General features: G+C 65.7%; 27 protein-coding genes. 20 read left to right on the forward strand and 7 right to left on the reverse strand.

The window, feature by feature from the left end; genetic code table 11:
• Window positions 1-26: 26 nt before the first annotated feature.
• Both HAP40_RS04705 and HAP40_RS04710 read right to left on the reverse strand, forming a co-directional pair.
• Entirely contained in the window at window positions 27-1,631 is a 1,605-nt protein-coding gene (locus HAP40_RS04705) for a DHA2 family efflux MFS transporter permease subunit (protein WP_208024817.1), read from the reverse strand.
• Window positions 1,591-2,835, reverse strand: a complete 1,245-nt coding sequence (locus HAP40_RS04710) for an HlyD family secretion protein (RefSeq protein ID WP_166818886.1) — start codon at window positions 2,833-2,835, stop codon at window positions 1,591-1,593. The genes HAP40_RS04705 and HAP40_RS04710 overlap by 41 nt, the downstream gene beginning before the upstream one ends.
• 141 nt (window positions 2,836-2,976) lie before the next feature.
• On the opposite strand from HAP40_RS04710, the gene HAP40_RS04715 reads away from it, so the two are divergent.
• The 7 genes from HAP40_RS04715 to HAP40_RS04745 all read left to right on the forward strand — a co-directional run bounded on the left by HAP40_RS04715 (window position 2,977) and on the right by HAP40_RS04745 (window position 10,571).
• Window positions 2,977-3,585 carry a TetR/AcrR family transcriptional regulator gene (locus tag HAP40_RS04715; RefSeq protein WP_334270922.1) on the forward strand — a complete coding sequence of 203 codons (609 nt, stop codon included), beginning with the start codon at window positions 2,977-2,979 and terminating at the stop codon, window positions 3,583-3,585.
• 43 nt (window positions 3,586-3,628) lie between these two features.
• The gene (locus HAP40_RS04720) at window positions 3,629-4,078 is read left to right on the forward strand and encodes a MarR family winged helix-turn-helix transcriptional regulator (RefSeq protein ID WP_166818884.1); all 450 of its coding nucleotides are present in this window, start codon (window positions 3,629-3,631) and stop codon (window positions 4,076-4,078) included.
• Window positions 4,075-4,845: an enoyl-CoA hydratase gene (locus HAP40_RS04725; RefSeq protein WP_166818883.1), complete on the forward strand. Its 771-nt coding sequence runs from the start codon at window positions 4,075-4,077 to the stop codon at window positions 4,843-4,845. The genes HAP40_RS04720 and HAP40_RS04725 overlap by 4 nt, the downstream gene beginning before the upstream one ends.
• A gap of 119 nt (window positions 4,846-4,964) precedes the next feature.
• Window positions 4,965-7,046, forward strand: coding sequence for a methyl-accepting chemotaxis protein (locus HAP40_RS04730; RefSeq protein ID WP_166818882.1), 2,082 nt, complete (start codon window positions 4,965-4,967; stop codon window positions 7,044-7,046).
• A 124-nt stretch (window positions 7,047-7,170) separates the two neighbouring features.
• Window positions 7,171-8,112, forward strand: a complete 942-nt coding sequence (locus tag HAP40_RS04735) for a dihydrodipicolinate synthase family protein (protein WP_166818881.1) — start codon at window positions 7,171-7,173, stop codon at window positions 8,110-8,112.
• 387 nt (window positions 8,113-8,499) lie between these two features.
• Window positions 8,500-9,900: a selenium-binding protein SBP56-related protein gene (locus tag HAP40_RS04740; protein WP_166818880.1), complete on the forward strand. Its 1,401-nt coding sequence runs from the start codon at window positions 8,500-8,502 to the stop codon at window positions 9,898-9,900.
• An 83-nt stretch (window positions 9,901-9,983) separates the two neighbouring features.
• On the forward strand, window positions 9,984-10,571 hold the full coding sequence (locus HAP40_RS04745; protein WP_208024816.1) for a hypothetical protein: 588 nt from the start codon (window positions 9,984-9,986) through the stop codon (window positions 10,569-10,571).
• 9 nt (window positions 10,572-10,580) lie between these two features.
• Here the strand turns inward: HAP40_RS04745 and HAP40_RS04750 are convergent, their stop codons facing one another.
• The 3 genes from HAP40_RS04750 to HAP40_RS04760 are packed head-to-tail and all read right to left on the reverse strand — an operon-like array spanning window position 10,581 to window position 13,141.
• Window positions 10,581-11,273 (reverse strand): DUF1045 domain-containing protein, encoded by a 693-nt coding sequence (locus HAP40_RS04750; RefSeq protein ID WP_166818879.1) that lies wholly within the window; start codon window positions 11,271-11,273, stop codon window positions 10,581-10,583.
• 18 nt (window positions 11,274-11,291) lie between these two features.
• Window positions 11,292-12,485, reverse strand: coding sequence for an alpha-D-ribose 1-methylphosphonate 5-triphosphate diphosphatase (locus tag HAP40_RS04755; protein ID WP_166818878.1), 1,194 nt, complete (start codon window positions 12,483-12,485; stop codon window positions 11,292-11,294).
• The gene (locus HAP40_RS04760) at window positions 12,482-13,141 is read right to left on the reverse strand and encodes a chloramphenicol acetyltransferase (RefSeq protein ID WP_166818877.1); all 660 of its coding nucleotides are present in this window, start codon (window positions 13,139-13,141) and stop codon (window positions 12,482-12,484) included. Before HAP40_RS04760 ends, HAP40_RS04755 begins: the two co-directional genes overlap by 4 nt.
• 172 nt (window positions 13,142-13,313) lie before the next feature.
• On the opposite strand from HAP40_RS04760, the gene phnC reads away from it, so the two are divergent.
• The 4 genes from phnC to phnE (HAP40_RS04780) all read left to right on the forward strand — a co-directional run bounded on the left by phnC (window position 13,314) and on the right by phnE (HAP40_RS04780) (window position 16,924).
• Complete coding sequence (gene phnC, locus HAP40_RS04765; RefSeq protein WP_166818876.1) at window positions 13,314-14,123, forward strand: phosphonate ABC transporter ATP-binding protein; 810 nt, start codon at window positions 13,314-13,316, stop codon at window positions 14,121-14,123.
• Window positions 14,124-14,186: 63 nt separating this feature from the next.
• On the forward strand, window positions 14,187-15,122 hold the full coding sequence (gene phnD / locus HAP40_RS04770; protein WP_166818875.1) for a phosphonate ABC transporter substrate-binding protein: 936 nt from the start codon (window positions 14,187-14,189) through the stop codon (window positions 15,120-15,122).
• A 75-nt stretch (window positions 15,123-15,197) separates the two neighbouring features.
• On the forward strand, window positions 15,198-16,082 hold the full coding sequence (phnE, locus tag HAP40_RS04775) for a phosphonate ABC transporter, permease protein PhnE (protein ID WP_166818874.1): 885 nt from the start codon (window positions 15,198-15,200) through the stop codon (window positions 16,080-16,082).
• The gene (phnE, locus tag HAP40_RS04780) at window positions 16,079-16,924 is read left to right on the forward strand and encodes a phosphonate ABC transporter, permease protein PhnE (RefSeq protein ID WP_166818873.1); all 846 of its coding nucleotides are present in this window, start codon (window positions 16,079-16,081) and stop codon (window positions 16,922-16,924) included. Before phnE (HAP40_RS04775) ends, phnE (HAP40_RS04780) begins: the two co-directional genes overlap by 4 nt.
• A gap of 125 nt (window positions 16,925-17,049) precedes the next feature.
• On the opposite strand, the gene phnF is transcribed toward phnE (HAP40_RS04780), so the two are convergent.
• The gene (gene phnF, locus HAP40_RS04785) at window positions 17,050-17,781 is read right to left on the reverse strand and encodes a phosphonate metabolism transcriptional regulator PhnF (protein ID WP_166818872.1); all 732 of its coding nucleotides are present in this window, start codon (window positions 17,779-17,781) and stop codon (window positions 17,050-17,052) included.
• A gap of 118 nt (window positions 17,782-17,899) precedes the next feature.
• Between phnF and phnG the strand changes: the two genes are divergently transcribed.
• From phnG to HAP40_RS04830, 9 genes are read left to right on the forward strand one after another with little or no spacing between them, the layout of a single operon-like run.
• Entirely contained in the window at window positions 17,900-18,364 is a 465-nt protein-coding gene (phnG, locus tag HAP40_RS04790; protein WP_166818871.1) for a phosphonate C-P lyase system protein PhnG, read from the forward strand.
• Window positions 18,365-18,368: 4 nt separating this feature from the next.
• On the forward strand, window positions 18,369-18,977 hold the full coding sequence (phnH, locus tag HAP40_RS04795) for a phosphonate C-P lyase system protein PhnH (RefSeq protein ID WP_166818870.1): 609 nt from the start codon (window positions 18,369-18,371) through the stop codon (window positions 18,975-18,977).
• A 3-nt stretch (window positions 18,978-18,980) separates the two neighbouring features.
• Window positions 18,981-20,084 carry a carbon-phosphorus lyase complex subunit PhnI gene (locus tag HAP40_RS04800; protein ID WP_166818869.1) on the forward strand — a complete coding sequence of 368 codons (1,104 nt, stop codon included), beginning with the start codon at window positions 18,981-18,983 and terminating at the stop codon, window positions 20,082-20,084.
• On the forward strand, window positions 20,081-20,971 hold the full coding sequence (locus HAP40_RS04805) for an alpha-D-ribose 1-methylphosphonate 5-phosphate C-P-lyase PhnJ (protein WP_166818868.1): 891 nt from the start codon (window positions 20,081-20,083) through the stop codon (window positions 20,969-20,971). The genes HAP40_RS04800 and HAP40_RS04805 overlap by 4 nt, the downstream gene beginning before the upstream one ends.
• Window positions 20,964-21,755 carry a phosphonate C-P lyase system protein PhnK gene (gene phnK / locus HAP40_RS04810; RefSeq protein WP_166818867.1) on the forward strand — a complete coding sequence of 264 codons (792 nt, stop codon included), beginning with the start codon at window positions 20,964-20,966 and terminating at the stop codon, window positions 21,753-21,755. The genes HAP40_RS04805 and phnK overlap by 8 nt, the downstream gene beginning before the upstream one ends.
• A 22-nt stretch (window positions 21,756-21,777) precedes the next feature.
• Window positions 21,778-22,476: a phosphonate C-P lyase system protein PhnL gene (phnL, locus tag HAP40_RS04815; protein WP_166818866.1), complete on the forward strand. Its 699-nt coding sequence runs from the start codon at window positions 21,778-21,780 to the stop codon at window positions 22,474-22,476.
• A 12-nt stretch (window positions 22,477-22,488) separates the two neighbouring features.
• Window positions 22,489-23,646, forward strand: coding sequence for an alpha-D-ribose 1-methylphosphonate 5-triphosphate diphosphatase (locus HAP40_RS04820; RefSeq protein ID WP_166818865.1), 1,158 nt, complete (start codon window positions 22,489-22,491; stop codon window positions 23,644-23,646).
• Window positions 23,643-24,239 (forward strand): phosphonate metabolism protein/1,5-bisphosphokinase (PRPP-forming) PhnN, encoded by a 597-nt coding sequence (gene phnN, locus HAP40_RS04825; protein WP_166818864.1) that lies wholly within the window; start codon window positions 23,643-23,645, stop codon window positions 24,237-24,239. Before HAP40_RS04820 ends, phnN begins: the two co-directional genes overlap by 4 nt.
• A gap of 22 nt (window positions 24,240-24,261) precedes the next feature.
• A complete protein-coding gene (locus HAP40_RS04830) occupies window positions 24,262-24,873 on the forward strand; it encodes a pyridoxamine 5'-phosphate oxidase family protein (protein ID WP_166818863.1) in 612 nt (203 codons plus the stop codon).
• A gap of 64 nt (window positions 24,874-24,937) precedes the next feature.
• Here the strand turns inward: HAP40_RS04830 and HAP40_RS04835 are convergent, their stop codons facing one another.
• Window positions 24,938-25,669 (reverse strand): SDR family NAD(P)-dependent oxidoreductase, encoded by a 732-nt coding sequence (locus HAP40_RS04835; protein WP_166818862.1) that lies wholly within the window; start codon window positions 25,667-25,669, stop codon window positions 24,938-24,940.
• Window positions 25,670-25,999 lie beyond the last annotated feature (330 nt).

Genomic DNA, 25,999 nt, shown 5'->3' on the forward strand with positions numbered 1-25,999 from the left:
CTCGTCCCGGGCATGACACCCTTTTTCTAATGCGCGCCACCCCCGCCCGCCGCCTTCACCCTTCGCGTCAGCAGCACCGCGATCGCGGCGAGCACCAGCACCACGCCGATCACGGCAAAGGTGTCGGAATATCCCATCACCAGCGCCTGGCGCTTGACTGTCTTGCCGAGTGCGATGATGGCCTGCTCGCGTGCGGCGTTGGGATCGGGCACGCCGTGGGCCATGAAGTAATCGGTCATCTGCGCAATGCGGGCGCGGACCTCCTCGCGGCCGAGCGTGACGGAGTGGCCGATGATGTTGGAGTGGAATTGCTCGCGCTTGGTCACGATGGTCGCGAGCACCGCAGTGCCGATGGCGCCGCCGAGATTGCGCATCATGTTGGAGATGCCGGAGGCGGCCGGCGCATCCTGCGGCGCGACGCTGCCGAGGCTGAGCGCTGACAGCGGCGCCAGCGTCAGTGCCTGGCCGACCGCGCGCACAACGTTCGGGATGAAGAACTGGTCGCCGGAATAGTCGAGCGACATCTCGACATTCATGAACGAGCTGGCGGCGAACAGCAGCAGGCCGATCGTCGCGATGTAGCGGGCATCGAACCGCTGCATCAGCTTCGGCACCAGCGGGATCAGCAGAAGCTGCGGCAGGCCGGTCCAGGCCAGCACATTGCCGATCTGCTCGGCATTGTAGCCCTGCACCTGGCCGAGATAGGCGGGCAGCAGATACACCGAGCCGAACAGTGCGAAGCCGAGGAAAACCGCAGCGATCGTGCCGATGCCGAAGTTCCACTGCGTCAGCAGTCGCAGGCGCAGCAGCGGCTTCTCGACCGTGAGCTCGATATAGATGAACAGCGACAGGCTGACCGCTGCGATGATCGCGAGCCGCACGATGAAGGGCGAGCCGAACCAGTCATCCTTGTTGCCTTCCTCGAGCACGGCCTGAAGCGAGGCGAGACCGATTGCCATGGTCGCAATGCCGAACCAGTCGCCTTCGCGCAGCAGGGCGAGATTCATCGGCTGGCGCTCCAGGGTGAAGAAGAGGATGGTCACCATCACGACGGTGGGCAGCACGTTGACATAGAAGATGGTCTGCCAGCCGTAGTTCTCGGTGAGATAGCCGCCGATGGTCGGGCCGATCGCGGGTGCGAAGGTCACGGCAAGCGAGAACATCGCAAGGCCGATCGGCTGCTGGCCCTTGGGCAGCTTGGTGAAGACCAGCGTGAAGGCCATCGGGATCAGCACGCCGCCGAAGAAGCCCTGAAAGCCGCGCATCGCGATCATCGAGGGTAGATCGTGGGTGAAGGCACAGGCGACCGAGAAGGCCGCGAACAGCGACGCGAAGCTCAGCATGATGTTGCGGAACGAGAACACCCGCGACAAATAGTCGGTCAGCGGGATCACGATGATCTCGCCGATCAGGTAGGAGGTCGAGATCCAGGATCCGTTGTCGGCGCCGGTTCCGATGCCGCCCTCGATGTTGAGCAGCGAGGCGTTGGTGATCTGGATGTTCAGGATGGCCATGAAGGCGCCGATCATCGCCGCAAACACGGCGATCCAGATCGTGGCGCTGGCGCGGACCGGATCGGCTGCGGCGCGCTCAGGCGTCGCGGCCGTCGAAAGTGAGAGGCTGTTTGACATGGCACGACCCTCCGGAAACCAGCTTTGCCTTTGACGTTGCTTGGGGCGTCGTTGCCGCATGCGCGGTCGGCGCTGAACGGGTTGCGATCGTCGGGATCACCGACATGCCGGGCCGCAGCGCGATCGCAGGCGTGGTCTCGGCGTCCAGCGCGATCTTCACGGGGATGCGCTGCACGATCTTGGTGAAATTGCCGGTGGCATTGTCCGGGGGCAGCAGCGCGAACTCCTGGCCGCTGGCCGGCGCGATGGAATCGACGTGGCCGTGCACGACCTGCCCCGGGAAGGTGTCGACCTCGAGCTCGACATTTTGTCCGGCGCGCACATGGGTGAGCTGCGTCTCCTTGAAGTTGGCGACGACATAGGCGCCATCGGTCGGCACGATCGACATCAGCTGGGTGCCCGCCTGCACGTACTGGCCGACGCGCAACGTGCGATTGCCGACCACGCCGTCGATCGGCGAGACGATCGTGGTGTAGCCGAGATTGAGCTCGGCCTGACGCTGGAGCGCGGTAGCGCGCGCGGCGGCGGCCTTGGCTTGCAATATCTCGGCCTTCAGCAGATCGACCTGCTTCAGGGCGGAGGCGAGATTGGCGGTATCGCGTTGGATCGCGGCGTCGGCGCCGGCGTCGCGCGCCTGCGCCTGCTGCGCATTCTGCACGCTGCCATAGCCGGTCGCTGCGAGATCGGTATAGCGCTTGTTCTCCTGCTTGGCGAAAGCCTTGGCGGCATTGTCGACGTCGATGGTCGCTCGCGCCGCGGCGATCACGGCTTCCTGAACCTCGAGCTGTGCTTCCTTGCTCGTCACCGTCGCGTTCGCGGCGGCGACATCAGCTCTGGTCTGGTCCAGCGCGACGCGGAAGTCGCGATCGTCGATCCTGGCGAGGATCTGACCGGCCTTCACATGCTCGTTATCGCCGATCAGGACCCGGTCGAGGTAGCCGCTGACCTTCGGCGCGATGGTGGTGTTGTCGGCCTTCACATAGGCGTCATCGGTGGAGACGAGGAAGCGGCCGACGGTCCAGTAGTCGTAGCCGTACCAGCTCGCACCGGCCAGTGCCGCGATTGCGACGCCAACCAGCAGCAGCTTGCGGAAGCTGAGCTTTTTGGCGCGGGGGAGAGACGGCGGGGCGGGCAGAAAGCCCTCCAATGCATGGGGTGGAACCGCGATGGCTTCGGTCTTGGACGGGTCGGTGTGCACGGTCATGGCCGGCTCCCTGAATTAGGAAACTTGACGATTTCCAAAATGAGATTAGCTTTGGAATTGTCAATGGAATGACAGGCATCATTTAAAGACATGGCTCAGGCAAAACCATCAGGTGAAACCCGTCCGCGCGGCCGACCGCCAGTGCGCAGCGACGAGGAGACGAAGCGGGTCGTCTTCGACGCCGCGCGCCACGCCTTCGCAGTCGAGGGCTATGCCGCGACCAGCACGGAAGCGCTGGCGCGCAGCGCCGGCATCTCGACCAAGACGCTCTATCGTCTGTTTCCCGGCAAGGCGGCGCTGTTCGAGGCCATGTGCGTCGACAGGCTCGAACGGTTGCTCTCTGCCGTCGATCTTCAGGCAAGCGGCGATGCCGACATCGAAACGGGCCTCCGTGCCGCGCTGCTCGCCTGTGCCGAGCTCGCGCTCGATCCGGAGGTCGTGGCATTGCAACGCATGGTGCTCCAGGAATCGGCCGCGTTCCCTGATCTCGCTGCAAACTTCTACAAGAACGGCATCGCGCGCACCGCCAGCACGCTCGCGCGCTGGCTCCGGGTGCAGGTGAATAAGGAACTCATCGCGGTCGAGGACGCGGACGAGGCCGCCGGCATGCTGATCGGCATGGTCGCGTCGGCACCGCAGCGGGCCGCGATCTATGGGGGAATGCCGTTGCCGTCGCGGAAGCAGATCGAGCGCCGCGTGCAGACCTGCGCGGCGCTGTTCCTCGACGGCTGCCGCACAGCACGGGAGTAATGGCCTTGTTGACAATGTTCGTCGCCTCAACTAGATGCTTCGCATGCGAAATAATGACGCTGCAGCGAGACATCATCGGCTGATCTACCTGCTGAGCGTCGCACACCGCCGCTTGCAGCGCTGGATGGCGGCGCGGCCCGAGAGCGAGGTGACGCCGGCGCAGGCCGGGCTGTTGTTCATCCTCGGCCGGCAGGACGGCGTGCTGATGGGCGAGGCGGGCGCGGCGCTCGATCTTGGCCCGGCAGGCATTTCCGGTCTCGTCGACCGCACCGCCGCCGCAAGGCTGATCGAGCGGCGGGCCGACCGCGAGGACGGGCGCGCCTGGCGGATCTGGTTGACGCCGAAGGGACGTACCGCGCTGGCGCAGGCGAAAGCAGGTGCGGCGGAAGTCAACGCGGCGCTGACGGAAGGTTTCACCAGTGCGGAGATCGACGTCGTCGCGCGCTGGCTGACGAGCATTCAGGACAAGTTTCCAAGAGGAGCAGACGAATGACCGAGCACGTCCGGATCGAAAGCAACAACGGAATTCTCACGCTGACACTGGCGCGCCCCGACAAGAAGAACGCGCTGACGGATGCGATGTACGGCAAGCTCGCCGACAGCATCGAATCCGCCGAGTTCGATCCGTCGGCCCGCGTGATCCTGATCCGCGGCGAGGGCGACATGTTCACCGCCGGCAACGACGTCGGTGAGTTCGCCGCCGTCGCCGCCGGCAAGTCGGAAGGCAGCCGCAACGTCGTGCGCTTCATCCAGTCGCTGGCGCGCTGCACCCGGCCGCTGGTTGCCGCCGTGCAGGGCCGCGCCGTCGGCGTCGGCACCACGATGCTGCTGCATTGCGATCTCGTCGTGCTCGCCGACAACGCGCAATTGTCGACGCCCTTCGTCAGCCTCGCGCTGGTGCCGGAAGCCGCCTCCAGCCTCTTGATGCCGGCGCGCATCGGTTATGCCCGCGCCTATGAGATGTTCGCGCTCGGCGAGACCGTTCCAGCCGAATCCGCACTGGAATGGGGCCTCGCCAATCGCGTGGTGCCGCTCGACAAGCTCGACGCCGAGGCGCTCGCGCTCGCCCAGCGGCTTGCCCGCCAGCCGACGGGCGCGCTCACGGCCACCAAGAAGCTGATGCGCAACGGCGAGGCGCTGGTCCAGCAGATGCAGGCCGAAGGCGAGCAATTTGCCCAGCGCCTGCGCACCGCGGAAGCGCGCGAGGCCTTCACCGCCTTCGCCGAGCGCCGGCCGCCTGATTTCACCAAGGTCGCTTGAGGACGCACGCCACCACGGCGCGGCGGCACCAACCGCGGGCATTTGATTAAAGTCTTAACCAAACATTGGCATGTCGCGATGCAAGGTGGCCTTCCTGTGACGAGTAGGCCGCCCCACCCATGTCAATTTTTAAGAAATCGGTAAGCACGCTGCTTCTGGCGTTGATGGCCCTGCTGGCGGTCGGCGCGCTGACTAGCACGGCGATCCAGATGTTCGGGGCGTTCGGCCGCTACAGCGATAGTCTGGAAACCGAGCGGCTTGCGAATGCCGACAAGGCGATCTTCCAGGGCGTGCTGTCCTTGCGCAACAATCGCGGCGATGCCCAGAGCGCGCTGCTCGGCGAGGACGATCCGCGTGCCAAGCTCGGCGTCGCCGAGAAGGCGGAGCAGGCCGGCTTCGACGCCATCGTCGCCGCGCTCGCAACCATCGAATTCGCCCGGCGCGACGAACTCGCAAGCACGCTGAAGCAGCGCTGGAGCGAGGCCGCGCCGAAGTTCCAGCTGTTCTACGACGAGGCCAAGCTGCCGCGCGCCGAGCGCAAGGTGGAGCGCACCGCCCCCTGGTACGATGCCGTTACCAAGGTGATTGAGACCGCCAATCTCGCATCCACCGCGGTGTCGAACCGCGCCTGGATGAACGATCCCTACATCGCTCGCATGATCCAGGCCCGTCGCCTCGCCTGGCAGGTGCGTGACCGCTACGGAATCCAGTGCTCGACTCTGCGCTCGAACGTCAACAGCTCAAAGCCGCTCGACGAAACCCAGAAGCAGACCGTGGCCGGATGGAACGGCATTGTCACCGCCGGCTGGACCGGGATGGAAGAGCTGCTGGCTGCGCCTGACGTGACGGCGGACCTCGTCAACACCGCCAGGGAAGCGCGCGCCAAGACCGACGGCGTCCTCAAGCAGATCGGCGATGTCACCAGGAACCTCGACGGCAGCGGCCGTCCGGCGATGCCCGCGTCCGAATGGAACGCCCTGTGTCAATCGCCCTTCGCGTCCATCGTCGCGGTCGCACACAAGGCGCTCGACCTGTCGATCGCGCGCGCGGAGGCGGTCCAGGCGAAAGCCCTCACCAATCTCATCGTGCAGTCGTTCGCGTTCCTGCTCGCGCTGGCCGTGACCCTCGCCGGCGTGTTCGTGGTGCGTCGTCGCCTCATGCGCCCGGTGCGCGCCATTCTCGACGCCATCGCCCGCATCAGTGCGCGCGACTATGCGACGCCGGTGCCGCAATCCCGGCATCCCGACGAGTTCGGTACCATGGCTGCAGCGCTCGAAAGCCTGCGCGAAAGCGCGGCGACCGCGGAACGGCTGGGCCAGGAGCGTGAATCGCAGCAGGCGCTGCAGCTCGCCCGCTCCGGCACCGTCGATGCGGCGTGCCGCAGCTTCGACGATACCGTGCAGGCCGTCATTCACAGCGTGGCGGCATCGACGCGGGAGCTCGATGCCACCGCGACCGACGTGCGCTCGCTGGTCTCGGAGTCCAGCAGCCAGACCGCGGCGGTCTCCTCCGCGGCCGAGCAGGCCACCAACAATCTCGAGACCATCGCGGCCGCGACCGAGGAGCTTTCCGCATCGGTCGGCGAGATCTCCGCGCAGGTGCAGTCGAGCGCGCGCGAGGCCCGCGAGGCCGTTGCGCAGGCCGAGCAGACCAATGCGACGGTCGAAATTCTCGACCAGACCGCGAGCCGTATCGGCGAGGTCGTGAAGATGATCAACGCCATCGCCGCCCAGACCAACCTTCTGGCCTTGAACGCCACGATCGAAGCGGCGCGCGCGGGCGAGGCCGGCCGCGGCTTCGCCGTGGTCGCCGGCGAGGTCAAGAGCCTCGCGGCACAGACCGCGACCGCGACGGAAGAGATCTCACGCCAGGTCGAGGAAATCCAGGGCGCCACCGGCCAGGCCGTCGCCGCCATCCGCTTGATCGGCGGCGCCATCAGCGGCATCGACGAGAAGATGACGGCGATTGCCGCCGCCGTCGAAGAGCAGCGCGCGGCCACCACCGAGATTTCGCGCAACTTCCAGCAGGCAGCCCAGGGCACCCGCGAGGTCACCGACACCATCGGCAGCGTCGCCCGGCTCAACCAGGAGACCGGCAACGCCGGCACGGTGCTGTCGGACTCCGTCAAGAAGATGTCCGCCGACGCCGATCGTCTCCGCGTCGCCGTAGAGGGCTTCCTGGGCGCCGTGAAGACCGCGTAGCCCCGATTGCACGTCCATCCCGACGTCATGCGATCGGCATTGCCGCCGGTCGGCGTGGCGAGTACATCTGTCCCGCAGCGCGCGATCGCTTGCGACAGACGTAACATCAGGGATGGAGAGTTCGATGCCGGTCACGCCACAACACAAGGCCCAGCGCCCCTATCGCGGTGTATTCCCGGTCGTGCCCACCATCTTCGACGAGCGCGGCGAGCTCGACCTCGAAGGCCAGCGCCGCTGTGTCGATTTCATGATCGATGCCGGCTCGAACGGCCTCTGCATCCTCGCCAATTTCTCCGAGCAGTTCGTGCTCACCGACGCCGAGCGTGAGACCGTGATGCATGCGGTGCTGGAGCATGTGGCCGGCCGGGTTCCCGTGATCGTCACCACCACGCATTTCAGCTCCGCCGTCTGCGCCGCACGCAGCCAGCAGGCCGAGGCGGCGGGCGCCGCCATGGTGATGGTGATGCCGCCCTATCACGGCGCGACCTTCCGTGTGCCCGAGAAGGGCATCGTCGAGTTCTTCAAGGTGCTCTCCGGTGCGATCAACATCCCCATCATGATCCAGGATGCACCGGTCGCCGGCACGCCGCTCTCGGTGGAGCTGCTCGCACGGCTGGCGCGCGATTTCTCCAACGTCCGCTATTTCAAGATCGAGGTGGCAGGCGCGGCTTCGAAGCTGCGCAGCCTGATCGAGGCGGGCGGCAAGGATATCGAAGGGCCCTGGGACGGCGAGGAGGCGATCACGCTGCTGGCCGATCTCGATGCCGGCGCCACCGGCGCGATGACCGGCGGCGGCTATCCCGACGGCATCCGCCAGATCATCGATCCCTATTTCGCCGGTAAGCGTGAGGAGGCGAAGGCCGCCTATGAGCGCTGGCTGCCGCTGATCAATTACGAGAACCGCCAATGCGGCCTGAGCGCCTGCAAGGTGATGATGCAGGCCGGCGGCGTGATCAAATCGGACGCGGTTCGGCATCCGCTCCAGCCGCTGCATCCGGCAACGCGGGCGGGACTGTTGGAGCTCGCCAAGGAGCGCGACGCGCTGGCGCTGCGCTGGGGGAAGTAAGCCCCACTGTCGTCCCGGACAAGCGCGCCCTAAGCGCGCGCCGATCCGGGACCCATAACCACCGGGAGAAGTGTGGCGAAGACTTGGAGTTGGCAGCTCACTCCATAACCTCTCCCTGAGGTTATGGGTCCCGGCCCCCCGTGCGCAATTGCGCACTAGGCCGGGACGACACTGAGGGTGAGGTGCGCGCTCGTCTCATCTTATCGGCCTGTATCGCCCGAAGGCGTCGAATTGGCGCGATTCCGCCAGTTTCCCCCGGTGCGGCGATCAAGTATCGTAGGCTCGCCAACCAGGCCGCGGAGCATCTGAGGACATCGCGTAACACCTCTTCATTATGCCGTTATCCCGAGTCAGGTTGGCGAACCGACAGAACAGGGAGGCAGTGCCATGACGATGAGGCCGGATCCCACCTTTCACGCATCGCCCAGGCTCGCGATGGAAGCGCCTGCGGAGAACTTTGCCTACACGTTGCTGCTCAGTCCGGATTTCTCAAAGCCGGATGCCCTCGCGGTCATCGACGTCAAGCCGGGATCGCCGACCTACAGCCAGATCGTCCACACCGTGACGATGCCCAACAAGGGCGACGAGTTTCATCATTTCGGCTGGAATGCCTGCTCCTCCGCCCTGTCGCCGCTCGCCGGACACGCCTTCATCGAACGACGCTATCTCATCATCCCCGGGCTGCGCTCGTCGCGCATCTACATCATCGACACCAAGCCCGATCCGACCCAGGCCAAGATTCACAAAATCATCGAGCCGGAGGAAGTCTTCAGGAAGACCGGCTACTCGCGGCCGCACACGATCCATTGCGGGCCGGACGGCATTTATGTGAGCACGCTGGGCGGCGGCGGTAAGGACGGCACCAACGGACCTCCAGGCGTCTTCATCATGGATTGCGAGACGTTCGAGGTCCTGGGACGCTGGGAGATCGACCGTGGTCCGCAGACGCGGCACTATGATTTCTGGTGGAACCTGCCGCGCGATTACATGGTGTCGAGCGAATGGGCGCTGCCGCCGCAGTTCGAGAACGGGATCGTCCCGGAAGATCTGCTGTCGAACAAATATGGCCATTGTCTCCACTTCTGGGATCTCCGCGCCCGGCGCAATGTGCAAACCATCGACCTCGGCGCCAATCATCAGATGGCGCTGGAGGTGCGACCCGCACACGATCCGGTTCGCGAATACGGCTTCGTCGGCGTCGTGGTCGACACCACCAACCTCGAAGCATCGATCTGGACCTGGTGGCGCGAGGGCGGAAAATTCCATGCCGAGAAGACGGCAACGATCCCGCCCGAGCCCGCGCCAAAGGAGAAGCTCCCGCCGCTGCTGCAGGGATTTGGCGCGGTGCCGCCGCTGGTGACCGACATCGACCTGTCGATGGATGACCGGTTTCTCTATGTCTCGTGCTGGGGCACGGGGGAAATGCGCCAGTACGACGTCAGTGATCCGCGCAAGCCGAAGCTCGCGGGCTCGGTCCACATCGGCGGCATCGCGCGCCGCACTCCGCATCCAAATGGCAAGGCCTTTGCGGCAGGGCCGCAGATGGTCGAGATCAGCCGCGACGGCCGGCGCGTGTACTGGACCAATTCGCTCTATTCCACCTGGGACGATCAGTTCTATCCCGACGGGGTTCCGGGCGCGAAGGTCATGGCCAATGCCGGTCGCGACGGCGGTCTCAAGCTCGACAAGGATTATTTCGTGAGCTTCCCCGACGGATATCGTGCGCACCAGATCAGGCTCGAGGGCGGCGATTGTTCGACGGACTCTTTTTGCTACCCGTCGGTCTAGATTGGGGGCAGGCGAGCGCGGCGATTGGCTGGCTCTGGCTCGCTCTCGTTGCGAGCGGTCTCTACCACGGGATCAATCCGGGGATGGGATGGCCGCTCGCCGTTTCGGCCGGGCTCATGGACAAGAGCCCACGCGCGCTCTTCCGCGCGTTGTGGGCCCTGTCGGCCGGCCATCTCCTGGCAACGCTTCTCGTGCTGCTGCCATTCGCATTTCTGCTCGTGCTGGTCGAATGGCAGCGCCCAATCCAGATCAGCGCAAGCCTTCTCGTCGTCGGCTTCGGCGTCTATCGGTTGATCGCGCGGCGTCATCCCCGCGCACTGGCACGAATTCCACCGACGCAATTGGCGCTCTGGTCGTTTGCCGTCGCCATTGCCCACGGCGCCGCCTTGATGCTCGTGCCGATCTATCTCGGGCTCTGCAAGGCCTTCGAGCTCGATGCCGGCCATGAGGCGGCGGGCGCGCTGATGAAGGCGAGTCTCGCCATGGCGGTGCTGGTGTCCGTGGTGCACGTGATCGCCATGGTGGGGGCCGGCGGATGTCTGGCGTGGCTGGTCTACCGCCATCTGGGATTGAAGTTCGTCGCGCGAAGCTGGTTCAATCTGGATGCAGTTTGGGCGACCAGCCTCATTGTGGTCGGCGCGGTCGCGCTCGCCTTCAATCTTGCGAGCTGACGGCGAGGCCTACCGCGCCAACGCCCACTCACCGATGATGCGGAAGCGAGCCTTCGCGTCGTCCTGCCTGAACAGTGCGAGGCGGTCGATCGCCAGCGTGTCGACACGAAGCGACGCAAACCGGGTCCGCAGCATCTGAAGGATGGGTCCGCGGCGCTCTGAATCCAGTCGGCCGGTGAGGGTCATGTGGAAGCGGAATTCTTCCATCACATAGGGATAGCCCCAGCGGTCGAGATGGCCGCGCTGCCGTTCGGTGAGCTTCTCGGGTCTGCGCCGTGCACGGTCTTCCGCCGTCAGTGCAGCACGGAACGAGTCGAAATCGCGGACGCAATCGGCGGCGAGCCCCTGGAGCGCATCGACCGGCTCGGCCGGAATGACGGCGATGAAGCCGCTGATGGAATCGACGACCGGACGGATGACCGGGATCGGTCGCGCCGTCCCGGCGAAAACCGCGCAGGCCGCCGTGAGCTCGGCTTCCGTTCTGCCGGACGCGAGCGCCATTGGCGCCTTCAGCGTGGCGTGAAAGCCGTATTTGCGGGGATCGGCGCTGATATCGCGCCAGTCCGGCGCGACTTCCAGTGCCTGGCGCGGAAACGGCAGCTCGTCGCCGCGATAGGCATCGTAGCCGAGCAACTCGGCGCCGAAGCGGGAGAGCACGCTGTCGCTGTCTGCTGCAAAATAGATCGCGTAGCGGGGAATCATGGCCCGAGCATAACCGGTTTATGCCGCGACGACAGCCTCGCGCGGCGCTGCCGCCGCGCTGAGCAGCCGTGTCGCATCGGTGAGATGCACGAGCTTGCCGCCTGATATCACCGCGATGAGCCGCGGCCGCAGCGATACGCTGTCGTCGACCAGCAGGATGTCGGCACGGCGTCCCTCGGCGAGCACGCCGCGATCTGCGAGGCCGGTGGCACGCGCTGGACCGGCCGACACCAGGTTCCAGGCTTCCGTCAGCGGCAGCACATCGTCGGCGGCGAGGCGGAATGCGGCGAGCAGCTGTGCAGGATAGTAATAGTCCGACGCCAGCACCGAGCAGAGGCCCTTGGCGATCATGTCCGCCGCCCTGGTCCAGCCGGTGTGGCTGCCGCCGCGCACGACGTTGGGCGCGCCGTAGACGATGGCGTCGCCATGACTTGCCGCCGCGCGCGCCGTCTCCTCGTTGATCGGAAACTCCGCGATCAATGCGCCGAGCTCGCGAAACTCCTGGCGCATCGCCGGCGTCGCATCGTCGTGCGAAAGCATCCGCACCTCGGCCGTGCGCGCCGCCGCGGCCAGCCGCGACACGGAAGCGGTTACCTCGTCAGCGCGCGAGACCACGCGGTCGACCAGCCGATCGAAATCCTCGCTCGAAAGGCCGGTGCGCTCGACCATGCGGTTGCGCTTGCGGGGCTTGGCCATGTCGGCAACGGTACCGTCCATGTGGTCGTTGAAGGCGAACAGGTCGACACGGCCGTCGGAGAGCCACTGGCTGATGTCGCTCTCGGCGTCGAGATTGTAGGTCTCGTGGCGCAGGTGGAAGCGGGTGTCGGCGGCGAATTGCGGGCGCTGCCGCTCGATCGCCTCCATCAGGCCGCGCGCATTGTCGGCGCTGCGCAGGCCCGGCTCCCAAGAGCAGGTCGTGGCATGGAAGACGGTGGTGATGCCGTTGCTGATGGCCTGACGGTCACTGTCGGCGAGCGCGACGTCGATCGGAAAGTCGACGCCGGCGCGCGGCATCATTTGCCGCTCGAAGGCATCGCCATGCAGATCGACGATACCGGGCAGCACGAGCAGGTTGCGCGCATCGATCGCGAGCCGCGTGCGGCCGCGAGAGGCATCGACCTGCGCGATGTCCGTTCCGGACACGAGCAGCGAGGTTTCGACGAGCTCGGTGCCGATCAGGGTCCGGCCGCCTTCGAGGAATATGTCTGTCACGCGACCGCGTTTCGTTTGCTGGTTGTGGAGCTCGCCCGTGCTTCGTATGTCGCCAGGAAATCTTCAATCCCGAGCTTGCGGAAATCGGGCAGCGCCTCGCGCAATTTGTCGTGATCCCAATCCCACCAGGCAAGCTTCGCGAGCCGTCCGGAGATCTCCTCGGAGAACCGCCGCCGCACGATGCGGGCCGGATTGCCGGCGACGATGGTGTAGGCCGGCACGTCCTTGGTGACGATGGCGCCGGCCGCGATCACCGCGCCGGTGCCGATGCTGCGGCCCGGCAGCACGATCGCGCCATGACCGATCCAGACGTCGTGCCCGATATGGACGTGATGCTGGCGCCGCCAGTCGAAGAATTCAGCGTCGTCGCTCTCGCCTTCGAAATAGGCGCTGGAGCGGTAGGTGAAATGCGCCTGGGTCGCGCGATGCATCGGATGATTGCCCGGATTGATGCGCGTCATCGCCGCGATCGAGCAGAATTTTCCGATGGTGGTGTAGGTGATCTGCGCATCATTCACGACATAGGAGTAGTCGCCCATCGTGACTTCGTTCAGGATGGTGCGCGCGCCGACCTCGGTGTAGGCGCCGAGCTTGATATCGTGCAGCTTCGCTGTGGGATCGATGGTCGGTTGCACCGAGAGCGTCTTGCCGGCCATGTTGCATCCGTAATCAAGGGCGGGCGTTTCTCTTCGAGCGGCTTGATGACGATGTCATGACAAGATGATGACAGTGGAGGAGGTGTGCAGGATCGCCGCACCGCAATCGCCGTGTCACACAAGTGTCAAGCGCCGGCGTTAGCTGGTGGGCCCAGCTATTCTGGAGCTCTGCATGCTGGTGGTGGAAGGTCTGACGTGCCGCTTTGGCGCAAAAGCCGCGGTGGACGACGCTTCGTTTCAAATCTCTCCCGGCGGCTTCGTCGGTGTCATCGGCCGTTCCGGAGCCGGCAAATCGACGCTGCTCCGGACCATCAACCGCCTGGTGACGCCGACCCAGGGCAAGATCCTGTTCGACGGCCTCGACGTCACCGCGCTGCGCGGCAAGGAGCTGCGCCAGTGGCGGGCGCGCTCGGCGATGATCTTCCAGCAGTTCAACCTGGTCGGCCGGCTCGATGTTCTCACCAACGTCCTGATGGGGCGGCTCGCCACGATGCCGGCCTGGCGCTCGCTGTCGCAGATCTGGCCCGAGCAGGACAAGGCGCTGGCAATGTCGGCGCTGGAGCAGTTCGACATCGCCTCGCTCGCCGCTCAGCGCGCCGACCAGCTCTCGGGCGGTCAGCAGCAGCGCGTCGCGATCGCGCGCGCCCTGGTGCAGCAGCCCGACATCATCCTCGCCGACGAGCCGATCGCCTCGCTCGATCCGCGCAACACCAAGATCGTGATGGATGCGCTGCTGCGGATCAACAAGCATTTCGGCATCACCGTGCTCTGCAATCTGCATTCGCTGGATCTGGCGCGCACTTATTGCGACCGCCTGATCGGCATGGCCGCGGGCCGCGTGGTGTTCGACGGAGCGCCGTCCGCGCTGACCGACCGCGTGGCGCGCGATCTCTACGATCTCGAAGCCGCCGACGTCGTGGGCGGTGGGCCTGTCCCGGCGCCCGAGGGCGTTCCGGCACTTGGAACGGCGGCGGCCGCCTGAGCCGCGCCTGTTGAGTTGCAAGTTTTTGCGTCACCGACCCCAACTGATGAGGAAGAGGGTATCATGATCACTCGCAGACTAGTCCTCGCCGGCGCCGCTGCGCTCGCTTTCACCGCCTCCGCCTCGGCAAACGACTGGAAGGCCAAATATCCCGAGCTGACCTTCGCGGTCGTCCCCGCCGAGAACGCATCCGGCGTCACCGAGCGCTGGGCGCCGTTTGTGAGCTATCTCTCCAAGGAACTGGGCGTGAAGGTCACGCTGCGCATCGCCAACGACTACGCCGCCGTCATCGAAGGCCAGCGCGCCGGCAACATCCAGATCGCGAGCTATGGCTCGGCCTCGTTCGCCCGCGCCCGCCTGACCGGCGTCAAGACCGACGCCTTCGCCAACGACATCAACGCCGACGGCTCGACCGGCTATTACTCGGTGTTCTTCGTCAAGGCGAGCAGCGCCTACAAGAAGGTCGACGACCTCAAGGGCAAGAACCTCGGCCTCGTCGACCCGAACTCGACCTCCGGCAACAACGTGCCGCGCTTCGAGCTCGACAAGATGGGCATCCACGACGCCGACACCTATTTCAGCAAGGTCGTCTTCACCGGCAGCCATGAGAACGCGATGCTCGCGCTCTCGCAGGGCACGGTCGACGTCGCCGCCAACCAGTGGACCAGCGACGACGATTCCACGCTGGCGCAGATGCTGACCAAGGGCATGCTGAAGAATGCCGACGGATCGGCGATGAAGAAGGACGATTTCCGCATCATCCACAAGTCGGCGCCGATCATCAACGGCCCCTATGCCTACAACTCCGACCTGCCGGAAGACGCCAAGGCCGCCATCGCGAAGGCGTTCTTCGACGCGCCGGCCAAGGACAAGGCGGCGTTCGACCGTCTCTCCGACGGCCAGAAGAAGGGCTTCCATGCCGCGACCACCAAGGACTGGGACGGCACGATCGAGCTGATCAAGTTCGTCGACGCGCTCCGCAAGAAGAAGGCGTCCTGATCTCAGGGCGAGGCAACTGGAGCCGGGTCGATGGACCCGGCTCCTTCTCTTTTCTACGGGCCAATTCCTGACAAGATGACCGTCGCGGTTTCGATTCTTCCCGAGCAGCAGCTTGCCGCGCTCAACGCCGCCTATCGCCAGGCGGTCGCACGCAGGCGATGGCGCCTCCTGCTGGGAGCCGTAATCTTTGCCGCCGCGCTGGCTCTCGCCGCGGTCGGCGCCGAGGTGAACCTGCGCACGCTGTTCACCTATTTCGGCAATTTCGTCAGCTATTTCGATCGCATCCTCACGCTCGACAGCGGCCAACGGGTCTGGACCGATGTCGGCGAATGGCTGTGGGGCTGGCGCAAATGGCTGAAGATGCTGGGCGAGACGCTGCTGATCTCCTATGTCGGCACGCTGATCGGCGCAACCCTTGCCTTTATCCTCAACTTCTTCGCGGCCGACAACACCTCACCCGCGCCCTGGTTGCGCTTCGTCGTGCGGCGCCTGCTCGAATTCGCCCGCACCGTTCCCGGCATCGTCTTCGCGCTGGTCTTCGTCATCGCCTTCGGGCTCGGTCCGATGGCGGGCGTGCTGGCGATCGCGATCCATTCCACCGGTGCGCTCGGCAAGCTGTTCTCGGAGATCGTCGAGAATGCCGACATGAAGCCGGTCGAGGGCATCCGCTCTACCGGCGCGAGCTGGCTATCCTGCATGCGATTCGCCGTGGTGCCGCAGGTGACCGCGGGTTATGCCAGCTACGCGCTGCTGCGCTTTGAGATCAATGTCCGGGAGGCCTCCGTGATGGGCTTCGTCGGTGCCGGCGGCATCGGCCAGGAGCTCGTCGTCGCCATCCGCAAGTTCTATTACTCCGACGTCAGCGCGATCCTGCTCACCATCATCGTCACGGTCTTCATCATCGATATCACCACCGGCTGGCTGCGCGGCCGCCTGTTCGGCATGGAGGCGCGGACGTGACGCCGCAAGACGTCGACACGCGCGAGATCCGCGCGCGCTACCCCGATGTGTTCGACCGGCCGGCCTCGGCGCGGCTGGCAATGCCGGCGATGATCGTCGCGGCGTTCGCGATCCTGATCTATGGCCTGGTCGATCTCGACTTCTCGCCGTCGCGCTTCTTCGCCGGCCTGAGCCAGCTCGGCTGGATCAGCCTGATGATGATCCCGCCCGATCCCGGCTCCTCGCTGCCGGTCTATCTGAAGGCTCTGGGCGAGACGTTGTCGATCGCGCTGCTCGGCACGACGGTGGCGGCGCTGTTTGCGCTGCCGGTCAGCTTGCTCGCCGCGCGCAACATCGTGCCGTCGAACATCCTGCGCTTCCCGGTGCGCCGGTTCCTCGATTCGATCCGCGGCGTCGATACGCTGATCTGGGCGCTGGTGTGGATCAACGTGGTCGGGCTCGGCCCCTTCGCCGGCGTGCTCGCCATCGCGGTGTCGGATTTCGGCGCCTTCGGAAAACTGTTCTCGGAGGCGATCGAGAGCGCCGACCAGAAGCAGGTCGAAGGCATCCGCGCCTCGGGCGGCAGCGCGTTGCACGAGATCCGCTTCGGCCTGTTGCCGCAGGTCCTGCCTGTCATCGCCGGCCAGGTGCTTTACTTCATCGAATCCAACACCCGCTCGGCCACCATCATCGGCATCGTCGGTGCCGGCGGCATCGGCCTCCAGCTCGCCGAGCAGATCCGCGTGCTGGAATGGCAGAAAGTGTCGTTCCTGATCCTGATGATCCTGGTCGCGGTCGCCGCGATCGATTTCATCTCGGGCAAGCTGCGCTTTGCCATCATTGGGCGAAGGGCTGTGGCCTAATCACAGCTGCTGTAGGGTGGGCAAAGCGAAGCGTGCCCACCACGTTTGCTTAGAAGCCGGGAAGATATGGTGGGCACGGCGCAAGTGCGCCTTTGCCCACCCTACGTTCCTCCGTTGCGGTTGGCTCACCCGTTCTCCACCAGAAACTCCACGCGCTCAGCCGCGAACCGCGAATGCTTGGTCACGAGCGGCTTGCCGTCGAGATCGTGGTCGGTCGCGTCGACCACCAGGACCGGGCGCCCCAGCGCGAGATCGAGCCGTGCGGCGTCGGTCGCGTCGACGATGCCGGCCGTGATCCGTGTCGCGCCGCGGCGATAGTCGCGGACGCCAAAATGCTCGAGCAACTTCGTCATCGAGCGTGTCGTGGCGAACACCTCACCTGCGTCTGGAAACAGCTCCGCCGATAGCCAGGTGGTCGAAACGCAGATCGGCGTGCGGTCGGCGAGCCGGATCGCCTCGATCCGCACCAAGGGCGCGCCGGCCTTCAGTCCGAGTTCTCGCGCCAGCTCGCGGGTCGCGGCGTCATTGGTCGCCTCAATCAGCCGACCATGCGGCTCGCGGCCGTCGGCGCCGACGATCTCGGAGAAGCGCGTGCGCGAGCGCAGCGGATAGGCCAGCTTCTGCGCCTCGACATAGGTTCCGCTGCCGCGCTCGGCGCGCACGAGGCCACGCTCGGCAAGGGCGGCCAGCGCGCGCCGCACGGTGTGGCGGTTCACGCGATACGTCTCGGCGATCTCCATCTCGCCCGGCAGCTTGTCGCCCGCGGCAAAGCGGCCGTCGGCAATGCCGCGCTCGATACCGTCGGCAACGAGGCGCCACAAGGCGACGCCCGAAGAGGCTGTGTCCTGCATGCTCATCGTCGGTCAGCCTAGCCCGAAAATCACATCTTTGTCACGAAACAGTCATGGCGCGTCCGTATGAAGTTGTCTAGTATCATAGACAACTTGGATTCGGCAAGTTCGGCAGAAAAGTTTGGTGGATCAGGTGACGCAGCACGACAACCAGCAAGCCCAGCGCAAGGCCGCGATGGCCGTGCTGGCGCACGCGGAGACGGGCGAGATCGCCGCTCGCCTCCGCACAATTCCCTTGCCCGGACACCAGGATTTGCGCGAGCCGGAAAACGGTCTCGTCATGCTGCGCGGCCGGGTCGGCGGCGACGGCGCGCCGTTCAACCTCGGAGAGGCCACGGTGTCGCGCGCCGCGGTGCGGCTTGTCAGCGGCGAGGTCGGCTTCGGCTACACGCTCGGCCGCGACACCGGAAAGGCGCGGCTGATCGCGCTGTGCGACGCGCTGGTGCAATCCGGTGATTTCAGCGCAGCCATCGAGCGGGACGTTATCGCGCCGTTGCGCGAGCAGCTTATGAACAGGCGCCAGCAGGCGGCGGCCGAGACCGCCGCGACGAAGGTTGATTTCTACACCATGGTGCGCGGTGAGGGATGAGATCATGACCACGATTGCGGAACTGCCGCCGGGTTTCGCCGACAAGGTCTTGTCGGCGCAATCGACCTTTCGCTCGGTGATGGACGCGATGGCACGACCGGGCTCGGTCCAGCGCATCGTACCGATGGCGGGAGCACCTGATGCGATGATGCGCGGAACGGCAGCGATCGCGCTGACGCTGTTCGATCACGATACGCCGCTCTGGCTCGATGCGCGCATGGCGGAAAGCTCCGACGTGGTGAAATGGCTCAAGTTCCACACCGGCGCGCCGGTGGTGCAGGATACGTCGATTGCGAGCTTTGCGCTGATCGGCGACGGCGCGGTGCTGCCCGCGCTCGAACGTTTCGCGCTCGGCACGAACGAATATCCCGACCGCTCGACCACATTGATCGTCCAGGTCGATCATCTGGGCTCGGGCCGCAGCTTCGAACTGCGCGGCCCCGGCATCGATGGCGTGGCGATGCTGCAGGCGTCGATCAAGCCTTTCGACCTGTTCGAGCGCTTGCGGTTCAATGAGCCGCTGTTTCCGCGCGGCATCGACGTAGTCCTGGTCGCCGATGATGCCGTGGTCGCGATCCCCCGCACCACGCGCGTCGTGAACAAGGGAAGCTGAACCATGTATGTCGCAGTCAAAGGCGGCGAGCGTGCCATCGAGAACGCCCATCGCCTGCTCGCTCATGCGCGGCGCGGCGACCAAAGCGTTCCGGAAATCACGCTCGACCAGATCTCGGAGCAGCTTGGCCTCGCCGTCGACCGCGTCATGAGCGAAGGCTCGCTCTATGATCGCGAGCTCGCGGCGCTCGCGATCAAGCAGGCGCGCGGCGACCTGATCGAGGCGATCTTCTTGGTTCGCGCCTTCCGCGCCACGCTGCCGCGCCTCGGTGCGAGCGAGCCGGTCAATACGGGGGCCATGCGCGTGCAACGGCGGGTGTCGTCGACCTTCAAGGACATTCCCGGCGGCCAGATCCTCGGGCCGACCTTCGACTATACCCATCGCCTGCTCGATCCCTCGCTCGCTGAGGGCTTTGTGCCGGAAGCTCCGGCGACGGCCGAAGCCTCGACCACGGCGACACCGCGCGTGACGGACATTCTGGGCCGCGACGGGCTGATCGAGTCCTCGCCGCAGGCCGAGGAGGGGGCCAGCGTTGGTGACCTCACCCGCGAACCGCTGAACTTTCCGGCGGACCGCGACCTGCGCCTGCAGAACCTCGCGCGCGGCGATGAGGGTTTTCTGCTGGCGATGGGTTATTCCACCCAGCGCGGCTATGGCCGCAACCATCCCTTCGCCGGCGAGATCCGCTTCGGCGAGGTCGAGGTCGAGTTCTTCGCCGAGGACGTCGGCTTCGCCGTGCCGCTCGGCTCCGTCGCGCTGACCGAGTGCCAGATGGTCAACCAGTTCAAGGGGTCGACGACGGAAGCGCCGTGCTTCACCCGCGGCTATGGCCTTGCCTTCGGCCAGAGCGAGCGTAAGACGATGTCGATGGCGCTGGTCGACCGTGCGCTTCGTGCCCGCGAGCTCGGTGAGGAGGCGCTCGCCCCCGCGCAAGATGAAGAATTCGTGATGTCGCATTCGGACAACGTGCAGGCAACCGGCTTCGTCGAGCATCTGAAGCTGCCGCACTATGTCGACTTTCAGTCCGAGCTCGGCCTGCTGCGCAAACTGCGTCAGGAGTTCACTGAAGCCAATGCGCCTGATGCCCTGAAGGAGGCCGCGGAATGAACGCGCCCGCCTACAATTTCGCTTATCTCGACGAGCAGACCAAGCGGATGATCCGCCGCGCGATTCTCAAGGCGATTGCGATCCCCGGCTATCAGGTGCCGTTCGCCAGCCGCGAAATGCCGATGCCCTATGGCTGGGGCACCGGCGGCGTGCAGGTCACGGCCGCGATCCTCGGCCCCGCCGACGTGCTGAAGGTGATCGATCAGGGCTCCGACGACACCACCAACGCGATCTCGATTCGGAAGTTCTTTGCGAAGACCGCCGGCGTTGCCACGACCACGTCGACCGACGAGGCAACCGTAATCCAGACCCGTCACCGCATTCCCGAGGCGGCGCTGAACGAGAATCAGGTGCTGGTCTATCAGGTACCGATCCCCGAGCCGCTGCGTTTCCTCGAGCCGCGCGAGACCGAGACGCGGCGCATGCACGCGCTCGCCGAATACGGCCTCATGCACGTCAAGCTCTATGAGGACATCGCCCGCTTCGGCCACATCGCGACCGCCTACGCGTATCCCGTCAAGGTGAACGCGCGTTATGTGATGGATCCGTCGCCGACGCCGAAATTCGACAATCCCAAGATGGACAATTGCCCGGCGCTGCAACTCTTCGGCGCCGGCCGCGAGAAGCGAATCTACGCGATCCCGCCCTATACGCAGGTGGTGTCGCTCGATTTCGAGGACCATCCGTTCGAGCCCTACCGCTTCAACGCGCCCTGCGCGCTGTGTGGCGCGGAAAACTCCTATCTCGACGAAATCGTCACCGACGACAGGGGCGGGCGCATGTTCGTGTGCTCCGACACCGATTATTGCGAGGGCCGCCAGGCCGCCGGCCATCACGGCAGCCTCAGCGCCGCGCCGTACAAGGAGAAGGCGGGCTCACATGGCTGATACGCTCGACAATGACCAGCCGCTGCTGATCGCGAAATCGCTCAGCAAGTCTTTCGGCCGCATCGCCGCTTGCCGCGATGTGTCCTTTTCGCTGTATCCGGGCGAGGTGCTGGCGATCGTCGGCGAATCGGGCTCTGGCAAGTCGACGCTGCTGCAGATGCTGTCGGGCCAGCTCGCGCCGAGCGCCGGTCATGTGTCGTATCGCATGCGCGACGGAATCACCCGCGATCTGACGACGCTGGGCGAGGCCGAGCGCCGCTTTCTGTTTCGCACCGATTGGGGCTATGTGCACCAGGATCCCGCGCAGGGCCTGCGCATGGCGGTCTCGGCCGGCGCCAATGTCGGCGAGCGGCTGATGGCGGTGGGGTGGAACCACTATGGCCGCATCCGCGACACTGCGTCGGACTGGCTCACCCGCGTCGAGATCGACATCGCGCGCATCGACGATGCGCCGCGGACCTATTCCGGCGGCATGCGCCAGCGGCTTCAGATCGCGCGCAACCTCGTCACCGAGCCGCGGCTGGTGTTCATGGACGAGCCGACCGGCGGGCTCGACGTCTCGGTGCAGGCGCGCCTGCTCGATCTCCTGCGCAGTCTCGTCGCCGAGCTGCACCTCGCCGTCATCATCGTCACCCACGACCTCGCGGTGGCGCGGCTGTTGTCGCACCGCGTGATGGTGATGAAGGGCGGCCGCGTCATCGAGACCGGCCTGACCGACCAGGTGCTCGACGACCCCCGCGAGCCCTATACGCAACTCCTCGTCTCCTCGATCCTGCCGCCATGAATCTTCCAAGATGAGTGTTCCGATGACCGCGATGATCGACGTCACCGATGCGAAGAAGACCTTTACGATGCACCTGCAGGGCGGCATCGCATTGCCTGTCGTGAGCGGGGTGACCTTCCACGTCGATCCCGGCGAATGCGTCGTGCTCTCGGGACCGTCAGGCGCCGGAAAATCGTCGATCCTGAAGATGATTTTCGGCAATTACCGCTGCGATTCCGGCCGCATCGGCATCCGCCATCGCGGCGCGGTCATCGATCTCGCCTGCGCCGAGCCGCGGCAGGTGCTCAATGTCCGCCGCTCCACGATCGGCTATGTCAGTCAGTTCCTGCGGGCGGTGCCGCGGGTTGCCACGATCGACGTCGTGGCCGAGCCGCTGATCGTGAACGGGATGGGTCGGGCCGATGCGCAGGCCCGCGCCGGCGAGCTGCTGCATCGTCTCAACATTCCCGAGCGCCTCTGGCAACTCCCGCCCGCGACCTTCTCCGGCGGCGAGCAGCAGCGCGTCAACATCGCGCGCGGATTCATCTCGGAGCTCCCGATCCTGCTGCTGGACGAGCCCACCGCGTCGCTGGACGCCGCCAACCGCGCCGTCGTGGTCGAGCTGGTCGCTGAAAAGAAACGCCGGGGCGTCGCCATGGTCGCCATTGTCCATGACGACGAAATCCGGCATCTGATCGCCGACCGCATCGTCGACGTCACCAGCTTCGCCGCCGCGGCCTGAAGGAGGAGGGACATGAACGCCAAGCCGAAAGACACTGTGATCGCCAACGCCAGGATCGTGCTGGCCGACCGGGTGATCGAGCAGGGCTGGCTCGCCCTTGCCGATGGACGCATTGCCGAGATCGGCGAGGGCCGGGCGCCCGCGGGCGCGGAGGATGCCGGCGGCGATCTGATCATGCCCGGCCTGATCGAGCTCCACACCGATCATCTCGAAGCGCATTACGTGCCGCGGCCGAAGGTGTTCTGGAATCCGGTGGCCGCCGTCATCTCCTATGACGGCCAGCTCGCGACCTCGGGCATCACCACGGTGTTCGATTCGCTCCGGGTCTGGCGCGAGGACGGCGCCGAGGAAGTCGACGGCCGTTCCGGCGTGCTCGCCGCCGCGATCACGACGGCGCGCGACGCCAGCCTGCTGCGTGCCGACCACTTCCTGCATCTGCGCTGCGAGATCCCGATGCCGAGCGTGGTCGAGGAGGCCAAGGAGCTGATCGACCGCCCCGACGTCAAGCTGATGTCGCTGATGGATCACACCCCCGGCCAGCGCCAGTTCCGCGACGAGGTGAAGCTGCGCGACTATTACCGCGGCAAGGGCGGCGGCAAGACCGACGCCGAACTCGACGAGCTGTTCGCCAAGCGCTTCGAATATCAGAAACAATATGCCGCGACCAACATGCGCGAGATCGTGGCGCTGGCGCAGGCGTACAAGATCCCGCTTGCCAGCCATGACGACACCACCGAGGAGAATGTCGCGGATGCCGTGCGCGACGGCGTTGCGGTCGCGGAATTCCCCACCACGCTGGAAGCCGCGCGCGGCCTGCATCAGGCCGGCATCGACATCCTCATGGGCGCGCCCAACGTCGTGCGCGGCGGCTCGCACTCCGGCAACATCGCCGCCGTCGATCTCGCCCGCGAAGGCCTGCTCGACATCCTGTCGTCCGACTACATCCCGTCGAGCCTGCTGATGGGGGCGCTGCAGCTGCCCGAGCATGTGCCCGCGATCAGCCTTCCCGCCGCGATCCGCACCGTGACGAAGGCGCCTGCCGATGCGGTCGGGCTCACCGACCGCGGCGAGATCGCGATGGGCAAGCGCGCCGATCTGATCCGCGTGCATGTCGCCGGAAGCGTTCCCGTGGTCCGCAGCGTCTGGCGGGAAGGAAGCCGCGTCGCATGAGCGAGACTGGCGCCATCGCGCAGGAGGCGGCAGGCGGGATTGGCCCCGGGCGGCTCGTGCTCGTGGTCGGCCCCAGCGGCGCGGGCAAGGACACGCTGCTGCGACTGGCGCGGGCGGCGTGTGTCGATGACCACAGCGTCGTCTTTCCGCGCCGTGTCGTGACGCGCGAATCCTCCGCCGACGAGGACAACATCGCGGTCACACCCGACGAATTCCGCCGCGCGCGCGACAACGGCGATTTCGCCGTGCACTGGGATGCGCACGGACATTCCTACGCCTTGTCGACCGAGATCGACGACGATATCCGCGCCGGACGCACGGTCGTGGTCAACGTCTCGCGCACCGTGCTCGGTGCACTGCGCCAGACCTATGCCGACGTCGTGGTGGTGGCGATCACGGCGCCGCCGGATGTGCTGGCGACGCGGCTTGCGGCACGGGCGCGTCACAGTGACGGCAACATCGACGAACGCCTCGCGCGCAGCGTCGATGGCACATCGGCCGTTGCCGATGTCACCATCCTCAATGCGGGCAGCGCCGAATATCACGGCCGCCAGCTCCTGCGCGTGATCAGGAACGAAGGTTGGCAGGAATAGCCGGGGCAGCAAGGAGAACGGAATGTCGGTGATCGAAACGGTCGAGCAGCTGGAAGCCATCTACGGCGCCACCAATGACGCCTCGACCGTGAAAGTCGCCGACCATGTCACGCCGCTCTACCGCGTCTTCATCGAGAAGGCGCCGTTTGCTGCGCTCGCGACCATCGGGCCCGAAGGCATCGACTGCTCGCCGCGCGGCGACCTGCCTGGCTTCGTCCGCATCCACGATCCCAAGACCTTGATGCTGCCGGACCGCCGCGGCAACAACCGGGTCGATTCCCTGCGCAACATCGTGCGTGATCCCAGGGTGTCGCTGATGTTCCTGATTCCCGGCTCCGGCAATGCGGTCCGGGCCAACGGCCGCGCGCATCTTTCGGTCGATGCCGATCTGCTGGCCTCGTTCAAGGTCGAGGGCAAGGCGCCGCGCAGCGTCATGGTGATGAATGTGGACGAAATCTATTTCCAGTGCGCCCGCGCCATCGTCCGCTCCGATCTCTGGAATCCCGACAAGCGCGTCGATCCGAAGACGCTGCCGACGCCCGGCCAGATTCTTGCGGAGATGAGTCAGAACAAGGTCGGCGGCGTGGAGTATGATCGGATTTGGCCCGAGCGCGCGGCTGCGACGATGTGGTGATCTCTCTTACCTTCTCCGGCAAAGGCAGAAGGAAGACGGCGCCCGCGGCGCACGGCAGTGCCCCTCAATTAAACGCCATCCCGCCGCTGAGTGCGATCGTCTGCCCGGTCATGTAGGCATTGTCGACCAGCAGCATCACGGCTTTCGCCACCTCGTCGGCCGTGCCGAACCGGCCGAGCGGGATGCGGCTGACGAGCTGCGGCTGTCCGCTCATCATGTCGGTCTCGATCAGGGACGGCGCCACCGCGTTGACCGTTATGCCGTCCTTGACCAGCCGCGCCGCATAGCCCCGCGTCAGGCCTTCCATGCCGGCCTTTGATGCATTGTAGTGAGGGCCGATCGAGCCGGCGCCGCGCGCGGCCCCGGAGGAGATGTTGACGATGCGGCCCCATTTCCTGGCGCGCATCGACGGCAGCACCGCCTGGGTGCACAGGAACGCGGATTTCAGATTGACCAGGATGGTGCGGTCGAAATCGTCCTCGGTGAGGTCGTCGATTCCGCGCGTGATGGCAATGCCGGCATTGTTGACGAGGATATCGATAGGGCCGAGTCCAGCTGTAACGCGTTCGACCATGCCGGCCACGGCCTCGCGTTGAGACACATCGGCGGCGACGATGATGGCGCGGCCGCCCTGCTTGCCGATCTCGCCTGCCAACTGCTCGGCCTGTCCGATCTGCTCACGGCAATTGATCGCCACGGCCGCGCCGGCGTTGGCCAGTGCACGACAGACGGCCGCGCCGATTCCGCGCGAGCCGCCGGTGACGAGGGCCGTGCGCCCCTTCAGATCGTTCACCATGCCTGGAACTCCGAATTCGTCTGCTGTGTTTCTGCAAGAAGCCTATCATGCCGGCCGCGCAGGAGTGTTGAACTCATCGCGAGATGAATCCGCCTGCCGGTGCTTCCTGCGGGAGAAGTGCTCGAGCGCGCTCTCGGCAAATATGGATAGCCATTTCATTGACCAGGGGCCCCAATCGCTGGATATTCGCAAGACACCAAACTGCTCCTCGAGCGTGATGCCGCGATATGAGATTCGATCACCAGCGCAATCCGAACGGCATGCATGCGTGCATGACGCGGCGCTGTTTCTCGGCGGCAACGGGCGCCTGTTGTTGTTGCTGACCGCCTC

It is taken from the genome of Bradyrhizobium sp. 1(2017) (assembly GCF_011602485.2).
GTDB lineage: Bacteria > Pseudomonadota > Alphaproteobacteria > Rhizobiales > Xanthobacteraceae > Bradyrhizobium.

What these genes read in the sequence shown, in the direction of transcription:
- HAP40_RS04750 (WP_166818879.1), bottom strand. Translation starts at nt 11,273, where the DNA reads ATGATTCCCCGCTACGCGATCTATTTTGCAGCAGACAGCGACAGCGTG.
- HAP40_RS04720 (WP_166818884.1), top strand. Translation starts at nt 3,629, where the DNA reads ATGCGAAATAATGACGCTGCAGCGAGACATCATCGGCTGATCTACCTG.
- phnL (WP_166818866.1), top strand. Translation starts at nt 21,778, where the DNA reads ATGACCGCGATGATCGACGTCACCGATGCGAAGAAGACCTTTACGATG.
- HAP40_RS04710 (WP_166818886.1), bottom strand. Translation starts at nt 2,835, where the DNA reads ATGACCGTGCACACCGACCCGTCCAAGACCGAAGCCATCGCGGTTCCA.
- HAP40_RS04760 (WP_166818877.1), bottom strand. Translation starts at nt 13,141, where the DNA reads ATGGCCGGCAAGACGCTCTCGGTGCAACCGACCATCGATCCCACAGCG.
- HAP40_RS04830 (WP_166818863.1), top strand. Translation starts at nt 24,262, where the DNA reads ATGTCGGTGATCGAAACGGTCGAGCAGCTGGAAGCCATCTACGGCGCC.
- HAP40_RS04805 (WP_166818868.1), top strand. Translation starts at nt 20,081, where the DNA reads ATGAACGCGCCCGCCTACAATTTCGCTTATCTCGACGAGCAGACCAAG.
- HAP40_RS04705 (WP_208024817.1), bottom strand. Translation starts at nt 1,631, where the DNA reads ATGTCAAACAGCCTCTCACTTTCGACGGCCGCGACGCCTGAGCGCGCC.
- phnF (WP_166818872.1), bottom strand. Translation starts at nt 17,781, where the DNA reads ATGAGCATGCAGGACACAGCCTCTTCGGGCGTCGCCTTGTGGCGCCTC.
- HAP40_RS04745 (WP_208024816.1), top strand. Translation starts at nt 9,984, where the DNA reads ATGGGATGGCCGCTCGCCGTTTCGGCCGGGCTCATGGACAAGAGCCCA.
- HAP40_RS04800 (WP_166818869.1), top strand. Translation starts at nt 18,981, where the DNA reads ATGTATGTCGCAGTCAAAGGCGGCGAGCGTGCCATCGAGAACGCCCAT.
- phnH (WP_166818870.1), top strand. Translation starts at nt 18,369, where the DNA reads ATGACCACGATTGCGGAACTGCCGCCGGGTTTCGCCGACAAGGTCTTG.
- HAP40_RS04725 (WP_166818883.1), top strand. Translation starts at nt 4,075, where the DNA reads ATGACCGAGCACGTCCGGATCGAAAGCAACAACGGAATTCTCACGCTG.
- phnE (WP_166818874.1), top strand. Translation starts at nt 15,198, where the DNA reads ATGACCGTCGCGGTTTCGATTCTTCCCGAGCAGCAGCTTGCCGCGCTC.
- phnD (WP_166818875.1), top strand. Translation starts at nt 14,187, where the DNA reads ATGATCACTCGCAGACTAGTCCTCGCCGGCGCCGCTGCGCTCGCTTTC.
- HAP40_RS04740 (WP_166818880.1), top strand. Translation starts at nt 8,500, where the DNA reads ATGACGATGAGGCCGGATCCCACCTTTCACGCATCGCCCAGGCTCGCG.
- phnK (WP_166818867.1), top strand. Translation starts at nt 20,964, where the DNA reads ATGGCTGATACGCTCGACAATGACCAGCCGCTGCTGATCGCGAAATCG.
- HAP40_RS04735 (WP_166818881.1), top strand. Translation starts at nt 7,171, where the DNA reads ATGCCGGTCACGCCACAACACAAGGCCCAGCGCCCCTATCGCGGTGTA.
- HAP40_RS04730 (WP_166818882.1), top strand. Translation starts at nt 4,965, where the DNA reads ATGTCAATTTTTAAGAAATCGGTAAGCACGCTGCTTCTGGCGTTGATG.
- HAP40_RS04820 (WP_166818865.1), top strand. Translation starts at nt 22,489, where the DNA reads ATGAACGCCAAGCCGAAAGACACTGTGATCGCCAACGCCAGGATCGTG.
- phnC (WP_166818876.1), top strand. Translation starts at nt 13,314, where the DNA reads ATGCTGGTGGTGGAAGGTCTGACGTGCCGCTTTGGCGCAAAAGCCGCG.
- HAP40_RS04835 (WP_166818862.1), bottom strand. Translation starts at nt 25,669, where the DNA reads ATGGTGAACGATCTGAAGGGGCGCACGGCCCTCGTCACCGGCGGCTCG.
- phnN (WP_166818864.1), top strand. Translation starts at nt 23,643, where the DNA reads ATGAGCGAGACTGGCGCCATCGCGCAGGAGGCGGCAGGCGGGATTGGC.